This window comes from Streptomyces tyrfis (assembly GCF_037034285.1).
Lineage (GTDB): Bacteria > Actinomycetota > Actinomycetes > Streptomycetales > Streptomycetaceae > Streptomyces.
Window position 1 is genome coordinate 17,403 of record NZ_JBAGJZ010000069.1, and the last position, 16,404, is coordinate 33,806.

Here is a 16,404-nt window from a genome sequence, read left to right on the forward strand (position 1 = left end):
TCGTTTTAAACGCCCGTACATTCTCTGGCATGACGAACGCCACGCGCACCACCGCCGAGCGCGCACCGCTCGCCGACCGCAAGGAGTGGACCGCCTTCGTGGTCCTCCTGCTGCCCCTTCTCCTCGTCTCGATGGACGTCTCCGTCCTCTTCTTCGCGATCCCGTCCATCGACCGGGACCTCGCCCCCAGCGCCACCCAGCAGCTCTGGATCTTCGATGTGTACGCCTTCGCCCTGGCCGGTCTGCTGATCACGATGGGTTCGCTCGGCGACCGGATCGGGCGCCGCAGGCTGCTGCTCGTCGGCGCGTTCGCGTTCAGCGCCGCGTCGGTGACCGCCGCGTACGCCACCAGTCCGGCGATGCTGATCGCGTCCCGGGCCCTGCTCGGGGTCGGCGGTTCGGCGCTGATGCCGTCGACGATGGGGCTGGTGCGGAACATGTTCCGCGACGACCGGCAGCGCGGCCGGGCCGTCGGCATCTGGTCGGGCGCCATGGCCGGCGGGGTCGCGCTCGGCTCGGTGCTCAGCGGGGTCATGCTGGAGCACTTCTGGTGGGGCTCGGTCTTCCTGATCAATGTGCCGGCGATGCTGCTGCTGCTGATCCTGGTGCCGGTCCTGGTCCCGGAGTTCAAGGACCCGGCCCCCGGCCGGTTCGACTTCCTGAGCGTGCCGCTGTCGATGGGGGCCGTGCTGCCGGTGGTCTACGGGGTCAAGGAGAGCGCGGCCCACGGACTCGACGCGACGCGCGGGCTGATCATCGCGGCCGGGCTCCTCGTCGGCCTGCTCTTCGTTCACCGCCAGCGCGTCCGCGGTGACGCGATGATCAGCCGGGAGCTGTTCCGGGGCCGCGGCTTCGCGGCCGGGATCGGGCTGAACGCGCTGGCCGCCTTCGCCATGATGGGCTCCGCGTTCTTCACCACGCAGTATCTGCAGTCGGTGCTCGGCATGGGCACGATGGAGGCCGCGCTGTGGAGCCTGGCGCCGTCGCTCGCGGTGGGCGCCGCCGCCCCGACGGCCACGGCGATCGCCCAGCGCACGGACCGCGCCCCCGTCATCTGCGCGGGCTTCGTGATCGCCGCCGTCGGCTTCGCCGCGCTGACCCTGACCGGGACGGACTCGCTGTGGCTGCTGCTCGCCGGATGCGCGGTCCTGAGCTGCGGCATCGTCACCGTGATGGCCCTCGTCTCCGATCTGGCGCTGTCCACCGCCCCGCCGCACAAGGCGAGTTCGGCGGCCTCGCTGCTGGAGACCGGGCAGGAGTTCGGCGGCGCGATGGGGATGGCGCTGCTGGGCGCGCTGGCCACGGCGGTCTACGCCGCGGACATGCCGGGCTCGGCGCCGGAGGGCGCCCGCAAGACGCTGGCGGGCGCGGTGGCCACCGGGGACGGGTCCCTGATCGCCGCCGGGCGGGACGCCTTCGTGCACAGCATGCACTACGCCTCGGCGGCGGGTGCGGCGCTGCTGCTGGCGGGGGCGGTGCTGGCCGCGGCGCTGCTGCGGCGCGGGTCCGCGCCCGCGGCGGAGGGGGCCGACGAGCCGGCCCCCGGCCCGCAGCTCGTCCCGTGACCGAGGAATTCACCGGCGCCGGGCCCCGGAACGCCGACGGGTCCCGGGGCCGACCCGATGGGGATGGGGTGCGTCAGAACTTCACGTCGGAGCAGGCGTAGAAGGCGTTGCCCGTGTCGGCGATGTTCCAGACGCTCAGGATGATGTGCTTCCCGGTCTTCTGGGTGGGGATGGTGCCCTGCTGGGTCAGGGTCGCCGGGGGCTGCTTGCCGCCGTAGGGCACGGTCATGAAGGGCTGCGGCTCCAGGTCGGCCCTGGTGAGCGGCTTGGTGGGGTCCCAGCCGTTCTTGGTGATGTAGTAACGGAAGTCCGTGGTGGCATGGCGCGCGGTGAACTGCCAGCGGAAGCTGAAGCCCTGACCTGCCGTCACGTTGGTGGCGGGCCAGTTGCCGCCGCGCGGGTCGTCGAGCTGCGCGAACTCGGAGTGACCGCCGGAGCAGATCCGGCCGTCGGCCGGCCCCGCCGCCGGGAAGCCCTTCGGGCCCTCGACGCTCTGCGGTTCCCACTGGATGTTGCCGCAACCGGTCACGGTACCGTTGGCACACAGCTTCTGACGGCTGATCGGGTTGTCGGTGTAGCCGTGGCTGCTGGCGCTGCTCGTCGCGAACATCGAGACGCCCGCGATCGCCAGGCCGACTACGGCCGCACTTGCCCTCTTACGCATTGCTGTCGCTCCTCAAGAACGTGGGGGAGGTTCCATGAGCCCTGCCTGCGCGCGTACTGCGGTCTAGACCAAGTCTTAGATTATTGACGAGAAATGAACATGTCCAGACCAATGGGAGTGCGATTCCGCTTCGCCGCGCGGGCGGCCCCCGGGCCTCCTCAGACCCCCTCCCCTCCACTGCGTCCGGTGTAGAACGCCACCGTCAAGTCCTTGACCAGCAGCTTCCGTTCATAGTCGTCGAGGTCCACGATGCCCCGCTGGGTCAACCGGTTGACCGTGTCGTCCACCGCGTCGACCACCGAAGTCAGGACACTGTCGCGGTGCTTGGCATCGATGGCGGCGATCCGGCGGCGCTGCATGGCGGCGGCGATCTCCGGCGCGTACTCGATGCCGGTGGGCTGCGCCGAGTACACCTCGATGCCGACGGGCGCGCAGTCCGCCTTCAGCATCCGGGTCAGCGCGTCCCCCACGGTCTCCGCGTCGCGCAAGGTGGGCGCGTCCTCGTGGAAGGCGTCGGCCGGGAGCTGCGAGAGGACCCGGGCCATCGCCGCCTCGACCTGTTCGCGCAGATACGTCTCGTGGTCCGCGATGCCGAGCACCGCCCGCGCGGTGTCCTTGACCCGCCACACCACGAGGACGACGACCCGCAGGGCGGTGCCGTCGGCGTCCACGGCGGGCAGCGGTTCGCTGCGCCAGTGCCGCAACCGTACGTCGACGCGGCGGCGCAGCAGCAGCGGGCTGATCCACATCAGCCCGGTCCGCCGCACGCTCCCCCGGTACTTCCCGAAGAGCGTCAGCACCCAGGCGCAGCCGACCCGGCCACGGCTCAGTCCGCCGAGCGCGAGGAGCACCAGCGTCCCCAGCCCGGTGAGCGACGCCCAGACGGCGAGGCCGATTCCGTGGTACGGCCGCGCGGCGACGCCGAGCCGGTCGAGCGCGGCGACGGGCAGCGCCCCGGCCCACCAGAGGACGGCGACGATGCCCGCGATTCCGGCGAGCCCGACGAACAGGGCCAGCCAGCCGGGCAGCGCGGGCCCGGAACGCTCGGTGAGTTCCGGGTCGCCGTCGGGGGCCGGCCGGGTCGGCGGGCGCACCTGCGCCGGCCGGGGCGCGGGCGGACGCCCGCGCGTCCCGGGCGCGGCGCCCCCGATGCCCGGCCCCCGCCGCGCCCCGGCGTCGGGGAACCCGGGCCCGTCGGCGCGTTCGAGGTCGTCGCGGAAGAGCAGATGGACGGGCACGGTCGCGGGCCCCTCGCGGCCGATGACCATCTGCCGCCGCCCGGCGCCCGGCGACCCGACGGCCCGCTCGGCCCCTTCGGCGGCACGGCCGGCGGCGGACCGATGACGGGACGGCGCCGGGGAGTCGGCGGCGGACCGGCCCCGCGGCCCGGCCGGGGCCGGGGCCGCGGCCGCGCGCGGGACGGCCGCGGCGAATGGGGCGGACGGGGCGGACGGAGCCGCTGGCGCGGACACGGCCGCCGCGCGCGAACCGACCGGGGCGGACGCCGCGACGGCGGCCGCCGGGGCCGACGCGGAGACCGCGGCCGCCGGGGCCGGCGCCGCGACGAGGTCCGGGGCGGGCGCCGGCGCCGTGACGGCGGCGTCCGCAGCCGCGGCCGATGCGGCCTGGGCGGGGGCGACCTGGGCGGCCGCCCCCGGACCCGGGGCGGGCTCGCCGCCGGACAGCGGCCCCGGTCCCTCGGCGGTGCGTTCGTCGCGCACGAACCCCCGGTGCGCGGCGAGCGGGCCGCCCGAGACCGCCGGATCGGCCCCGGGAACGCCGTCCGCCGAGGCCCCCCGGCCCCCGGCGGGCACGCCGTCGAGAGCGGACCCCCGGCCCTCGGCGGACATGCCGCCCGAGGCCGTGGTCCGCGCGGACGTCGCGCTCACGGCCGGTACCGACACCGAGGCCGCGGCCGAGCCCAGGGACGGCCCGCCCGCCTCCTCGCCCGGGACCAGATCCAGCACCAGGTCGACCACGGCGTCCGGCCCGCGGCCGGGGCCGTGCGCCGACCCGTCCCCGGAACCGCCGTACGGCCCGGGGACGGGCTCCGCGCGCACGCCGGCCCGTCCGCCGGAGGTCTCCGGCGCGGACGCGCCGCCCCCGGCGTCCCGGTGCTCGCCGCCGTCTGCCGCGACCGGCGTGGGGGCCCCGCCCCGATCCGCCGCGCCCTCGTGCCGCCGGCCCGGGGCCCGGTTCCGCCTGGGCAGCGGCGCCCGCGCCCCTTGTCCCTCTCCCCCGCCCCCCGGCACTGCCGAGCAGCCCGACGTGGATCCCATTCCCGCCTCCGTCATGTTCGTTCTCTCACCCGAAGAGCCGTCGCCAGGTCTCCGGCCCTGGGTAGCCGTCGGCCTCCGCTCCCCGCCAGCCCTGGGCCCGCTGGAAGGCTTCGACATTGCGCCGGTCCGCCTCGCTCCACCGGGGCCCGGGGCCCGACTGGTAGTACTTGCCGTAGCCCTTCTTCACCAACTGCCTGCCGAGCCGCTCGACATGGCTGTTGGACTGGCCGGGCCGGAAATAACTCCGCCCCGGGAAGGCCGCGTCCGCGTTCGGCCCGCTCGCGCCGGAGCCGCCGGAGCCGCCCGAACCCCCGGAACCGGGGATGTCGCGGCCCGAGCCGCCGGCCAGCAGCCGCCAGGTGTGGGGGCCGGGGAGGCCGTCCGCCTCGCTGCCCTTCCAGCCCTGGGCCTTCTGGAACGCCTGGGTGGCGCGCCGGTCCGCGTCGCCCCAGACCGGGCCCGGACCGACCGAGTAGAAGCGCTCGCCGCCCCGCTCCACGAGCAGCCGCCCGAGTTCGGTGACGTACTTGTTGGCGGCGCCGGGGCCGAACTTGCCGGCGCCCGGGAACGAGGTCGAGGAGCCGCCGTCGTCCCCGCCGCTTCCGCCGTCGAGCCCCTTGTAGCGGTAGGCGACGTACGAGCCGGAGTTGCTCCAGTACGCCATGGGCGTCGTCTGCTTGCGGGTGTGCGGCCTCGTCTGCTCGTACGCCGTGTAGTGGGTGTGCGTGTGGTCGGTCCAGCCGCCGAAGATCGTGACGTGCGAGCCCTTGTTGGGGTCCGACGGGTTGTGGAAGAGCAGGATGTCGCCGGGCTGCAGCTCCGACCGCGAGATCCTGGTGCCGTAGCGGGCGAGGCTGCCGGTCCACTCGTTGCCCGGCAGGTTCCAGGCCATCGAGACGAAGCCGGAGCAGTCCTGCCGATAACCGTCGGACCAGTACTTGGACATGCTGTACGGGACCTGCGCGGAGACCCACTTCTTCGCCCGGTTGATGATCGCGGCGCGGGTGGTCTTGCGCACCGTGAGCGAGACGTTCGTGGACGACAGCGGGCCGGCGGAGCCGGTGCCGCGCACCGGGCCCGGCAGACCCTGCGGCGTGTCCGGCTCCGCCCCGGCCCAGGCGCCCGGGTCGTCCCCCTCGGTCCCGTCCGCCGGGTCCGGCGCCAGGGCCTCGGGGTCCGGGGCCAGCCCGAGCGAGTCCACCGTGAGCGGAGAGGTCTCCGCCGTCGGGCCGGGCTCGGACCCGGAAGCCGTCGCCTCGTCCGGACGGGCGGATCCGGCCGCTCCGCTCGGCCCGGTCGTCCGCTCGCCCGGCATCTTCGCCGCCTCGGCCACCCCGGTGCTCAGCACCACGCCGGCGGCGGTGGCCAGCACCAGCACCCGGCGCGCGCCGTGGGCCGCCGGGTGCCCCCCGTCCCGTACGGGCAGGGCCCCGGCGGCCCGCCGTTGCGCGGCGCATCCCGCACAGGCGCAGTCGACGGCGGGCACGTAGTCCTCGAAAGCCGGCACAGTCATGCGATTCCCCTCCGCGTTCGTCAAGATCTTTGGGCGCATCTGCACGGCCGTCAGTGTCTCAACCCTTATGACTTATCGCATTTTGACGGACAGACAAGAAAAAACGACCATACGACAGGCCGTGCCGGGGTAGGAAATGGTCAGGAGCACCCTTCTCCTTCGGGTAGAGTTATCCAGGTCAGCAGGCGCCGCTAGCTCAGTTGGTTAGAGCAGCTGACTCTTAATCAGCGGGTCCGGGGTTCGAGTCCCTGGCGGCGCACACGGAGCCAAAGCCCCCTCACCGAGCGTGAGGGGGCTTTGCTCATGTCCGAACAGAGGGATCAGGCCGCGCCCTTCACGGAAGGCGCGAGCGGGACCGCGGGAAGTGCGGGCGAAACACAGGCAGCTCACAGCCCGCGCACAGCGACGTACGACGAAGGACGCGCGGCCACGGCACACCAGAAGGCTGACCCAGGGTGACGGCACGGAAACCCTGTGTGCCCGGCCGACTGCGCGGATGCCTCCGCGCGCCCCCTCCCGTTCGCCTGTTCCGCGAACGGGATTCACGCGTCACGCACCCGCCCGCTGGCGGCTGATCGAGGATCAGTTCTCTTCGCTCGACGGGTGGTTGACGGATGTCGCCGACGCTTCGGGGGGCGGCCCGGACACGGCCGCCCCGGACGGGCCGAGCCGCCCGGGGCGCCGGACCCGCTCCGGACGCGGGGCCGTTCTCAGCCCTCGCCGCCCGGCCCGTCCGAAGCCGCGGGCCCGGCCGCCTCGACGGGCTTCGCGGAGTCGACGAGGTCGACCAGGTCCGCGATGGAGTCGACGACCGTGGACGGCCGGAAGGGGTACTTGTCGATGTCCGCGACCGCCGTGAGACCGGTGAGGACCAGGAAGGTCTGCATCCCCGCCTCCAGTCCGGCCAGCACGTCGGTGTCCATCCGGTCGCCGATCATGGCGCTGGACTCGGAGTGGGCGCCGATCGCGTTCAGCCCGGTGCGCATCATCAGCGGGTTGGGCTTGCCCGCGAAGTACGGCTCCTTGCCGGTGGCCTTGGTGATCAGGGCGGCGACGGACCCGGTCGCGGGCAGCGGGCCCTCGGCGGACGGCCCGGTCTCGTCGGGGTTGGTGCAGATGAAGCGGGCGCCGCCGTTGATCAGCCGGATCGCCTTGGTGAGCGCCTCGAAGCTGTAGGTGCGGGTCTCGCCGAGGACCACGTAGTCCGGGTCGTGGTCGGTCAGGACGTACCCGATGTCGTGCAGGGCGGTGGTGAGCCCGGCCTCCCCGATGACGTACGCGGTGCCGCCCGGCCGCTGGTCGTCCAGGAACTTGGCGGTGGCCAGCGCGGAGGTCCAGATGTTCTCCACGGGCACGTCGAGACCCATGCGGTCGAGACGGGCGTGCAGGTCACGGGCGGTGTAGATCGAGTTGTTGGTGAGGACCAGGAACGGCATTCCCGAGTCCCGCAGCCGCTTGATGAAGGCATCCGCTCCCGGGATCGGCGTCCCCTCGTGGATCAGGACTCCGTCCATGTCGGTGAGCCAGGATGAGATCGGCTTGCGCTCTGCCATGTGTGGGGACTCCTGCCGTACGCCGTGTGCGGGGACGCCGGCGGCACCGCGTCGTGCAGCGCCGACGCCCCCGAGTTTAGAGCGTTCGTTCGTCTCGTCGGCCGAGCGGTGGAGGGTGTCAGCTGCCGGTGGCCGACTTCCAGGCGCCGACGTACGTGTCCAGGTTGGCGCCGATGTCGGACCAGTCGGGCTGGAAGACCTCCACGCCCTCCATCAGCTTGCCGAGGGCGGCGGCGTTGGCGTCGGTGGCCTTCACGTCCTTGCGGGCCGCGAAGCCGCCGCCGACCGCGCTGACGTCCTTCTGGGCCTGCTCGGAGAGCATGAAGTCGAGCAGCTTCTTGCCGTTGGCGCTGTGCGGGGCCTTGTCGACCAGGCCGGCCGCGTACGGCAGGGCGAAGGTGGTGGGCTTGCCGCCGTCCTTCGCGGGGAACCAGATGCCGAGGTTCGGCATGTCCTTGGCCTGGGCGAAGTTCATCTGGACGTCGCCGTTGGCGGCGAGGAGTTCGCCCTTGTCGACCTTGGGCGCGAGCTTGCCGGTGGAGGCGGACGGGCCGACGTTGTTGGCCTGGAGCTTCTTCAGGTACTCCATGGCCTGGTCCTTGCCGCCGAAGTCGTGCATGGCCTTGATCAGCACGGCCGTGCCGTCGCCGGCGACCCCGGGGGTGGAGTACTGGATCTTGTTCTTGAACTTTCCGTCGAGCAGCTGCTCCCAGGTGGTGGGCGCCGACGTCAGCTCCTTCTTGTTGTAGATGAAGCCGAAGTAGTTGTTGACGACCGAGGTCCACTTCTCGTCGGACGCCTTGTCGGCGGCGTCGACCTGGTCGGCGCCGGCCGGCGCGTAGGCCGCGAGCAGGCCCTTGCTGTCGGCCTGCTGGATGAACGGCGGCAGGGTGACCAGCACGTCGGCCTGGGTGTTGGACTTCTCGCGGACGGCGCGCTGCACCATCTCGCCGGAACCGCCCTCCACGTACTTGACCTTGATGCCGGTCTTCTTCTCGAAGTCCTTGAAGACCTTGTCGTACCAGCCGTCGCCGTTCTCGCCCTTGAGACCGTCCGCGCTGTAGACGGTGACGACCTTCTCGTCGGACGCGGAGGAGGAACCGCCGCAGGCGGAGAGGGTGGCGGCGAGGGCGAGCGCGCCGGTGACGGCGGCGATCGGCTTGAGGTGGTTCTTGCGCATGGCTGTCGAAATCTCCTGGGGGTCGGCCGGTGGCCGGCCGGAGTCGTTACGGGGGGAGCCGGTGGCCCGACGGGGGTGTCGGACCGGCGGCGGAGAGGGTGGGCGGGTCCACGGGGGAGACGCGTCCACCCGGCGCGTCAGCGGTACGAGGCCCTGGTCCGGATGCGGGAGACTCCGAGCAGCACCAGCAGCGTCGTACCCATCAGGACCACGGCGACGGCCGCGCCGGTGAAGAGCGAACCGCGGTCGGTGGCCGCGAAGATCTGCACCGGGAGCGGTGTCCAGTCCGGCGGGTAGAGCATCATCGTGGCGCTCAACTCGCCCATGGACAGCGCGAAGCAGAGCCCCGCCGCCGCCGTGAGGGACGGCAGGAGGAGCGGCAGCTTGACGCGCCACAGGACGTACGACGGTCGGGCGCCGAGGCTGGCCGCCGCCTGCTCGTACATCGGGTCGAGACGTACTATCGCCGCCGAAACCGACGAATAGGCAAACGCCGTGACAAGAATGGTGTGCGCCAGGATCACGATCCAGCGCGTCCCGTTCAGCAGCAGCGGCGGCTTGCTGAACGCGACCAGCACGGCGAGGCCCACCACCACGGACGGCACGGCGACCGGCAGCATGAACAGCGCGTCCAGGAACCTCTTCCCGCGCCGCCGCAGCGAGGCGGCGGCCAGCGCCGCCCACGACCCGACGACGAGCGCGAGCAGGCTGGCGGCGACGGCGGTGACCAGGCTGGTGGTCAGCGCCTGGAGCGAGTCGCCGCTGGTCGCGGCCGTGTAGTGCGCGGTGGTCGGCCCCGAGGGGAAGGCGCCGGACCAGTTGGTGGAGAACGACGCGGCGAGGATGACCAGCAGGGGCACCGCGAACAGCGGGACGAAGAGCACGACGAACACGGCCCAGGCGGCCCACTTCCCCGTACGGCTATGCACCAACACGGCGGCTCACCATCCGATACAGACTGTAGAGACCCACGGAGATCGCGATGTTGACGACGGCGACGACACAGGCGGCCGGGTAGTCGGACTCCAGGATCGCCTTGCCGTAGACGAGCATCGGCAGGGTCGTGACCCCCTTCGCGCCGGTGAACAGCACGATGCCGAACTCGTTGAGGCACATCACGAGGACGAGGCTGCCGCCCGCGGCCAGCGCCGGGAGCGCCTCGGGAAGGATCACCTGCCGCACGATCCGGGCCGGCCTCGCGCCCAGCGAGGACGCCACCTCCAGCTGCGCGCTGTCCAGTTGCGAGAACGCGGCCAGCAGCGGGCGCATGACGAACGGGGTGAAGTAGGTGATCTCGGCGAGCAGCACGCCCCACGGGGTGGTGAGGAAGTCGAAGGGGCCGCTGGACGCCCCGGTGACGTCCGTCCAGACGCCGTTGGCCATGCCGACGCTGCCGTAGATGAACAGCAGGGCGAGCGTGATCAGGAACGACGGGAAGGAGAGGAAGACGTCGATGAACCGGGCCACCGCCCGGCCGCCGGGGAACGGCACGAAGGCGATGACCATGGCCAGGACGAAGCCCAGCAGCAGGCAGCCGGCCGTCGAGGCCAGCGCCAGCCAGACGGTGGTGGTCAACGCGGAACGGAACGCCTCGGAGGCGAACACGTCGGCGTACGGGGCGAGCGAGGTGCTGCCCTCGTCCGGGCTGACGGACTGCTGGACGACCAGGGCCAGCGGGTAGAGGAAGACGAGCGCGAGCACGGCGACGGGCGGCAGGGCCCAGACGAAGCGGGGGATGCCCCGCGCCTCGCGCCCGCCGCGGGCCGGGCCGCCGTCCGCCGGCGTACGCGGTCCGGCGCCGGAGCCCTCGCGGAGGGCGTCGGCCGGTCCGGTGCGGTCGCCGGCCGGGCCGGGGCGGACCCCGGCGGTCGCCGCGCTAGACATGGGCCCCTCCCCCGCTCCGCGCCGCGGTTCCCGCGGGCAGCAGCACCGCGTCCTCGGCCGCGAAGTGCAGGGTGACCCTGCCGCCGAGGGCCGGGGTCTCGCGCAGTTCGCGCAGGTCCGCCTTGATCCGGTGGCCGTCGACGTCGACGTACAGCCGGTGGGTGGAGCCGCGCCACTGCACCTCGGTGATGGTGCCGTGCAGCGCGTTGGGCCCTTCCCCGAGCCCGACCAGGTGGGGGCGGACGCAGAGGGTGGCGGTGGCGCCGCGGGCCGCTTCGCCGGTCGGCACGCCGAGCGCCCGGCCCGCGAAGTCGACCGTGTCGGCGTCGCCCGCGACGGTCACCGGCAGCAGGTTGGCGTTGCCGACGAACGAGGCGGTGAACTCGGTGCGCGGGCGCCGGTACAGGTCCTGCGGGGTGCCGCAGTCCTGGAGCCGGGCCTTGTCCATGACCGCGATCCGGTCGGCCAGGGTCAGCGCCTCGACCTGGTCGTGGGTGACGTACAGGATCGACACGTCCGGCAGCTCCCGGTGCAGCCGCGCCAGTTCGGCGAGCATTCCGGAGCGCAGCTGGGCGTCGAGCGCGGACAGCGGTTCGTCGAGCAGCAGGACGTCGGGGCGGATCGCGAGCGCGCGGGCGATGGCGACGCGCTGCTGCTGGCCGCCGGAGAGCTCGCGCGGGTAGCGCTCGGCGTAGGCGGACATGCCGACGAGCGCGAGGGCCTCGGCGACCCGCTCGGGGATCTCCGCCTTCGCCGCCTTGCGGGCCTTGAGGCCGAAGGCGACGTTGTCCCGGACCCGCATGTGCGGGAAGAGGGCGTACTGCTGGACGACCATGCCGATGCCGCGCTTGTGCGGCGGCAGCGCGGTGACGTCGCGGTCCCCGATGAACACCCGGCCCGAGGCGGGCCGGACGAACCCGGCGACGGCGCGCAGGGCGGTGGTCTTGCCGGAGCCGGACGGCCCGAGCAGGGCCATGACCTCACCGGGTTCGACGGTCAGGTCGAGCCGGTCGAGGACGGTGTTCCCGCCGTACGCGACGCTGACCTGGTCGAACCTGATGCCGCTGCGGACGGGTGCGCCCGCCCGGGCGGGGGCGCGGTCGCCGCGCTCCCCGCCCGCGGCCGCCGCGCCCCGGCCCTTCGTGCCGGTGCCCGCGCTGGTCATGCCTCGGCCCGCGCGATCAGGTCGGGGAGCTCCGCGACCGAGCCGAGCACCTCGGTGGCCCCGTGCCCGAGCAGCTGGGCCCGGTCGTGGGCGCCGGTGAGCACGCCCGCGACGATCCCGGCGCCGGCGCGGACGCCGCTGAGCATGTCGTACGAGGTGTCGCCCGTGACGGCGATCCGCTGCACGCCGTCCACGGCGCCGGTGCGCAGGAACGCGGCGAGCACCATGTCGGGGTAGGGCCGCCCGCGGCCGCCCGCGTCGGCGGGGCACAGGGTCAGGTCGGCCAGGTCCCGCCAGCCGAGCGCGTCCAGGATGGCGTCCTGGGTGACCCGGGCGAATCCGGTGGTCAGGACGACGGTGCGGCCCTCGCCCCGGAGGCGTTCGACGGCCTCGCGGGCGCCGGGGACGGGCGCGACGCGGCCGCCGTCGACGAGTTCGCCGTACGCCTCCTCGAAGGCGGTGTTCCCCCGCTGCGCGAGGTCCTCGTCGCCGAAGAGGTGGCGGAAGACGGAGATCTTGGACTCGCCCATGGTGGCGCGCACGTAGTCGAGCTTCTCGGCGTGGTCGGCGGAGCCGGGTTCCACGCCGAGGCGCTCGGCCGCGGCGGAGAACGCCAGCTCGACGAGTCCGCCGTCCGCGACGGTGGTGCCGGCCATGTCGAGGACGACCAGGCCGAAGCGGTCCCGGGCGGCGGCCGGGTCGAGGGGGTTGTGCGTGGAGTCGTGCGTGGTCATCTTCTTCACCAGCCCAGTTCGTCGGCGGTCGTTTCGGCGATGGCGGGCGAGCAGGTCATGCCCCGGCCGCCCGGCCCGGTGACCAGCCAGACGCCGTCGCTCACCTGCTGGCGGTGGACGACCCGGCTGGTGTCGGTGCACTGGGCGTACACGCCGGCCCAGCGGTGGCGGATCCTCGGCAGCGGCCGGCCGAGCAGGGACTCGACGACGCCGGTGAGGTGCTCGTACGGCTCCTCGACGGTGTCGAAGGCGAAGGGGTGCTCGTACTCGTGGGTGTCCCCGATGGTCAGCCCGCCGTCGCGGCGCTGCACCATCAGCAGCTGCATCCGGTGGGCCGCGGCGGTGGGCGCCTGCGCCTGTCCGGCGTTGAGCGCGTCCAGCGCCTCGCTCCGGTACGCCGGGTAGTAGCGGAAGCTGTCGGCGTCGGCGACGGAGGTGGTGAGCGGCTCGCCGAGCGGGTCGGTCTGCATCATCTGGAGGCGGACGCGGCGGACCGGCAGGTCGGGGCCGGCGAGTTCGCGGACGAGCCCGCCGAGCCAGGCGCCGGTGGCCAGGATCACGGCGTCGCCGGTGTGGACGTCGCCGTGGTCGTCGCGGACGGAGGCGGAGCCCACGACCTCGCGGACCTCCCGCCCGCCGAGGAAGGTGTACCGCCCGGACTTCAGCAGCTCGTTCTTCAGGGCGACCTGGGCGGTGCGCGGCTCGACCGCGGCGTCCCGCTCGCACCACAGGGCGGCGGCGAAGTCGCCGCGCAGCGCCGGGTTGATCGCCCGGGCCTCGTCGGCGGTGAGCAGCTTGTAGCCGCGGGCCGCCGCGTCGGGGCGGGCGACGGCCGCCTCCGCGACGGCGATCTCCAGCTCGCTGCGGATCGGGGTGAGCGAGCCGCAGGGCCGGAACCCGAGTCCGGGCACCCGGGCCCCGACCTCCTCCCACAGCTCACGGGCGCGCAGGGCGGTCTCCAGCTCCTCGCCGCCGGCCCGGCCGCTGACCCATATCTGTCCGAAATTGCGGAGCGACGCCCCGCGTGCCTCGCTCTCGCGCTCGATCTGTACGACCTCGTGGCCGCGGTTCACTGCGTGCCAGGCGTGCATGGTTCCCACCACGCCGGCTCCTACGACGATGACTCTCACGACGGCTACGCTCCTGGGAGCCGGTGACCCGGAAGGATCGGCGCGGCAACGGGACGGTGAACTGGGCCCCAAAGTTGGCCTAGACCCGTTATGTTTTCGTGACCTTCGGGTGCCGGGGGGTTCAGTCCCGGCGCCCGATCGACGCGCGCGCCCGTTCAGTGACCGTCTCCGGCCGGCGGCCGCGCGCCCGTTCGGTGGCCCTGTCCGACCGGCGGGCGCCCGTTCAGTGGCCGCTCTGGGGGCCGAGATGCGTGGTGAAGGAGAACCGGTCCCCGCGGAACAGGGTCCGCACGCGCTCCAGCGGCGCCCCGGCCGTGTCCCGCGATATCCGGTGCATGAGCAGCATCGGCAGCGCGGGCGGCGTACCGATGAGCAGCGCCTCGCGCGGTGTCGCGAGCACGGTCTCGATCCGTTCGTCCGCGTCCCCGAAGACGATGCCGAGCCGGTCGCGCAGATAGGCGTAGAAGGACGAGTCGGGGTCGAACCCGGTGTCCAGGTCGGGCACCCGGGCGACGGAGACATAGGTGCTCTCCAGCCCGACCCGGTCGTCGTCGGCGAGCAGCACCCGTTCCAGGTGCCAGACCGGCTCGCCGCGCTCCACCCCGACGTCCGCGGCCAGCGGCTCGGGACAGGGGAACCGTTCCAGCCCGATGAGATGGCGTCCGGGCGCACGGCCCTGGCGTCGCACCCCCTCCGTGTAGCTGGCCAGCGAGAGCGGCTGCTCCAGCTTGGGGCCCGCGACGACGGTGCCGCGTCCCTGGCGGGCGAGCCGCCCCTCCAGCAGGAGTTCGCGCAGCGCCTGGCGCACGGTCTCGCGGGAGACCTCGTAGCGCTCGGCGAGATCGCGCTCGGTGGGCAGCATGCCGCCCTCGCCCAGTTCCTCTATGAGAACGGAAACGCGTGCCTTGACCGCGTAGTACTTGGGAATGCGGCCGTGCTCCGGGATGCCGGAGCGGATGGGGGCGCCAGGTGTCTGGTCGTGCGGGTAGTCCACGGCAGGATGGTGGCAGACGGACATGAACACTGGTGGTCGGAACGGCGGCTCGGACGCGGGCCGAACGCTCGGACGCCGGGCGGGTGCCGGACGGGCCGGGGCCAGGCGGGGCCGCGCGGGGGCTGGCCGCGCGGGAGCTGGGCGGCGACCGGGGGCGGGCGCGGGCCGGACGGGGCGGGCGCGGGCCGGACGGGGGCCGAACGCGGGCAAGGACCAGAGGCGAGCAGGGGCCGGGCGAGGGCCGAAGCAGAGGCCCGGCGCGGGCCGGACGGGGCCGAAGCAGAGGCCCGGCGCGGGCCGGACGGGGCCGAAGCAGAGGCCCGGCGCGGGCCGGACGGGGCCGAAGCAGAGGCCCGGCGCGGGCCGGACGACGGCTCAGGCGCCGGGGCGGGGCGACGGCCGGCGTGGCTGGGGTCCCCGGTCCGGCCCGGCCCGGCCGTCCCCGGCTCCGCCCTCGCTCTCGCCGTCGTCGACGATGGCGAAGGAGTAGCCGCCGGACGCGGCGCCCCACCTCTCGTCGTCCTCGTCCCTCCCGCCCACCGTGCCCGTCCCGCCGTCCGACGCGGGCGCTCGCCGCGCGATCGCCGCCCCGGCGGTGAACCGTCCCGGCCGGGTGTCCGAGGTGAACGCCATCCTGATCCGGACGGTGACGGTACGGCCCGCGGGGACGGTGAACCCCCCGAAGGCGCCGGTGCCCACGGCCGTGCCGTCGTCCTCGCCGGCGCCGTCGCCCTCGCCGTCGGACGGGCTCCCGCCACCGAGGACGCCGATGTGTTCGTCCCCGTCGACGGTCCGCCAGCTGACCCGGTGCTCCATGTCGGGGCGGTCCGGCTCGGAGAACACCACCTGGATCTGTTCCGGGGTGAGTCTCCGCTCCTCGTCGACGAGCACCAGCACCGGGTGGACGGCCCGGCACGTCCGGTTCGTGGTGTTGGTCAGGTCCAGGAACCAGCTCCCGTAGCCGCCGCCCGACGCGTAGGTGCCCGAACCGCCGTGGACACGGACGCGGATCGGGGACGCGCCCTCTCCGGGATCGGCGCAGCCGGGCCGGCCGTCCTCGGCGGCGGAACGGGGCTTCACGGAACCCGGCCCGACGGCCTCCGGCTCGGTGGCCTCCGGCATTGCGCCCCCCGGCATCGCGGAGTCCGGGGTCGTGGAGTCCGGCGCTGCGGACTCCGGCTTCGCGGCGGTGGTGGCCGGGGAAGCGGCCACCGCGGGTGCTCCAGACGCCCCGCCGAGCACGGCGGGAACCACGCTCGCGGCCACCAGGCCCAGCGCCAGCCCGTGCCGCGTCCGACCGGCGGGCGGCTGCGGGGCCGGGGGCGCGGACGAGGGCGGCGGTGAGGCGGCGCCCGCGGAGGGATCGGCCGGGCAATCCCTCCCGCAGTCGGCCGGAAGGTCGGCCGGGTGATCCGTCCCGGGGGCGGTCGGGGAACCGGCCGGAAGGTCGGCCGGGGAGCTGGTTGGAGAGCCCGCCGAGGGGGCCGACGGGGCCGACGGGCCGGCCGCGGAACCGGCCGGGGCGTCTGCCGGAGAACCGGACGGGTGAGGTGGTGTCTGGGACATGCGGGGCCCGCCTTCGCTGCTCACCGAACGCCCGGTTCTGCGCACCGGGCGCCCGAAGCCTTCGCCGAGCGTCCGAAGCCTTCGCCGAGCACCCGGAGCCCTTCGCCGAACGCCCGGAGCCGCTCGCCGCTCGCCCGGCCGGGCGCCTGACCCTGGAGGAGTGACCGGGTGCGCCGC

At 73.8% G+C, this 16,404-nt stretch carries 13 protein-coding genes and 1 tRNA gene; 2 read left to right on the forward strand and 12 right to left on the reverse strand.

What is annotated here, in order from left to right:
- Window positions 1-29 precede the first annotated feature (29 nt).
- Entirely contained in the window at window positions 30-1,565 is a 1,536-nt protein-coding gene (locus WA762_RS33240; protein ID WP_335941141.1) for an MFS transporter, read from the forward strand.
- Window positions 1,566-1,638: 73 nt separating this feature from the next.
- Here WA762_RS33240 and WA762_RS33245 read toward each other — a convergent pair whose 3' ends face one another.
- The 3 genes from WA762_RS33245 to WA762_RS33255 form a co-directional block, all read right to left on the reverse strand.
- The gene (locus tag WA762_RS33245) at window positions 1,639-2,229 is read right to left on the reverse strand and encodes a lytic polysaccharide monooxygenase auxiliary activity family 9 protein (RefSeq protein WP_335941143.1); all 591 of its coding nucleotides are present in this window, start codon (window positions 2,227-2,229) and stop codon (window positions 1,639-1,641) included.
- Window positions 2,230-2,387: 158 nt separating this feature from the next.
- Window positions 2,388-4,289, reverse strand: coding sequence for an SPFH domain-containing protein (locus WA762_RS33250; protein ID WP_335941145.1), 1,902 nt, complete (start codon window positions 4,287-4,289; stop codon window positions 2,388-2,390).
- A 244-nt stretch (window positions 4,290-4,533) separates the two neighbouring features.
- Entirely contained in the window at window positions 4,534-6,021 is a 1,488-nt protein-coding gene (locus WA762_RS33255; protein WP_335941147.1) for a peptidoglycan-binding protein, read from the reverse strand.
- 185 nt (window positions 6,022-6,206) lie between these two features.
- On the opposite strand from WA762_RS33255, the gene WA762_RS33260 reads away from it, so the two are divergent.
- A tRNA-Lys gene (locus tag WA762_RS33260) sits at window positions 6,207-6,280 on the forward strand.
- Window positions 6,281-6,731: 451 nt separating this feature from the next.
- On the opposite strand, the gene WA762_RS33265 is transcribed toward WA762_RS33260, so the two are convergent.
- The 9 genes from WA762_RS33265 to WA762_RS33305 all read right to left on the reverse strand — a co-directional run bounded on the left by WA762_RS33265 (window position 6,732) and on the right by WA762_RS33305 (window position 15,873).
- Window positions 6,732-7,574 carry an HAD-IIA family hydrolase gene (locus WA762_RS33265; protein WP_335941149.1) on the reverse strand — a complete coding sequence of 281 codons (843 nt, stop codon included), beginning with the start codon at window positions 7,572-7,574 and terminating at the stop codon, window positions 6,732-6,734.
- 118 nt (window positions 7,575-7,692) lie between these two features.
- Window positions 7,693-8,754, reverse strand: coding sequence for a 2-aminoethylphosphonate ABC transporter substrate-binding protein (locus WA762_RS33270; RefSeq protein WP_335941150.1), 1,062 nt, complete (start codon window positions 8,752-8,754; stop codon window positions 7,693-7,695).
- 137 nt (window positions 8,755-8,891) lie between these two features.
- Window positions 8,892-9,689, reverse strand: a complete 798-nt coding sequence (locus tag WA762_RS33275) for an ABC transporter permease (RefSeq protein ID WP_335941151.1) — start codon at window positions 9,687-9,689, stop codon at window positions 8,892-8,894.
- Window positions 9,676-10,638: a 2-aminoethylphosphonate ABC transporter permease subunit gene (locus tag WA762_RS33280; protein ID WP_335941153.1), complete on the reverse strand. Its 963-nt coding sequence runs from the start codon at window positions 10,636-10,638 to the stop codon at window positions 9,676-9,678. Before WA762_RS33280 ends, WA762_RS33275 begins: the two co-directional genes overlap by 14 nt.
- Entirely contained in the window at window positions 10,631-11,803 is a 1,173-nt protein-coding gene (locus tag WA762_RS33285; protein WP_335941155.1) for an ABC transporter ATP-binding protein, read from the reverse strand. Before WA762_RS33285 ends, WA762_RS33280 begins: the two co-directional genes overlap by 8 nt.
- Window positions 11,800-12,537, reverse strand: a complete 738-nt coding sequence (locus tag WA762_RS33290) for a phosphonatase-like hydrolase (RefSeq protein ID WP_335941156.1) — start codon at window positions 12,535-12,537, stop codon at window positions 11,800-11,802. Before WA762_RS33290 ends, WA762_RS33285 begins: the two co-directional genes overlap by 4 nt.
- Window positions 12,538-12,542: 5 nt before the next feature.
- Window positions 12,543-13,667, reverse strand: coding sequence for a TIGR03364 family FAD-dependent oxidoreductase (locus tag WA762_RS33295; protein ID WP_335941158.1), 1,125 nt, complete (start codon window positions 13,665-13,667; stop codon window positions 12,543-12,545).
- Between the two features lie 223 nt (window positions 13,668-13,890).
- Window positions 13,891-14,661: a GntR family transcriptional regulator gene (locus tag WA762_RS33300; protein WP_335941160.1), complete on the reverse strand. Its 771-nt coding sequence runs from the start codon at window positions 14,659-14,661 to the stop codon at window positions 13,891-13,893.
- A gap of 375 nt (window positions 14,662-15,036) precedes the next feature.
- Window positions 15,037-15,873, reverse strand: coding sequence for a hypothetical protein (locus tag WA762_RS33305; protein ID WP_335941162.1), 837 nt, complete (start codon window positions 15,871-15,873; stop codon window positions 15,037-15,039).
- Window positions 15,874-16,404: the final 531 nt, after the last annotated feature.

Coding starts and splice junctions, on each gene's coding strand:
- WA762_RS33240 (WP_335941141.1), top strand. CDS start 30: ATGACGAACGCCACGCGCACCACCGCCGAGCGCGCACCGCTCGCCGAC.
- WA762_RS33245 (WP_335941143.1), bottom strand. CDS start 2,229: ATGCGTAAGAGGGCAAGTGCGGCCGTAGTCGGCCTGGCGATCGCGGGC.
- WA762_RS33255 (WP_335941147.1), bottom strand. CDS start 6,021: ATGACTGTGCCGGCTTTCGAGGACTACGTGCCCGCCGTCGACTGCGCC.
- WA762_RS33265 (WP_335941149.1), bottom strand. CDS start 7,574: ATGGCAGAGCGCAAGCCGATCTCATCCTGGCTCACCGACATGGACGGA.
- WA762_RS33270 (WP_335941150.1), bottom strand. CDS start 8,754: ATGCGCAAGAACCACCTCAAGCCGATCGCCGCCGTCACCGGCGCGCTC.
- WA762_RS33280 (WP_335941153.1), bottom strand. CDS start 10,638: ATGTCTAGCGCGGCGACCGCCGGGGTCCGCCCCGGCCCGGCCGGCGAC.
- WA762_RS33285 (WP_335941155.1), bottom strand. CDS start 11,803: ATGACCAGCGCGGGCACCGGCACGAAGGGCCGGGGCGCGGCGGCCGCG.
- WA762_RS33290 (WP_335941156.1), bottom strand. CDS start 12,537: ATGACCACGCACGACTCCACGCACAACCCCCTCGACCCGGCCGCCGCC.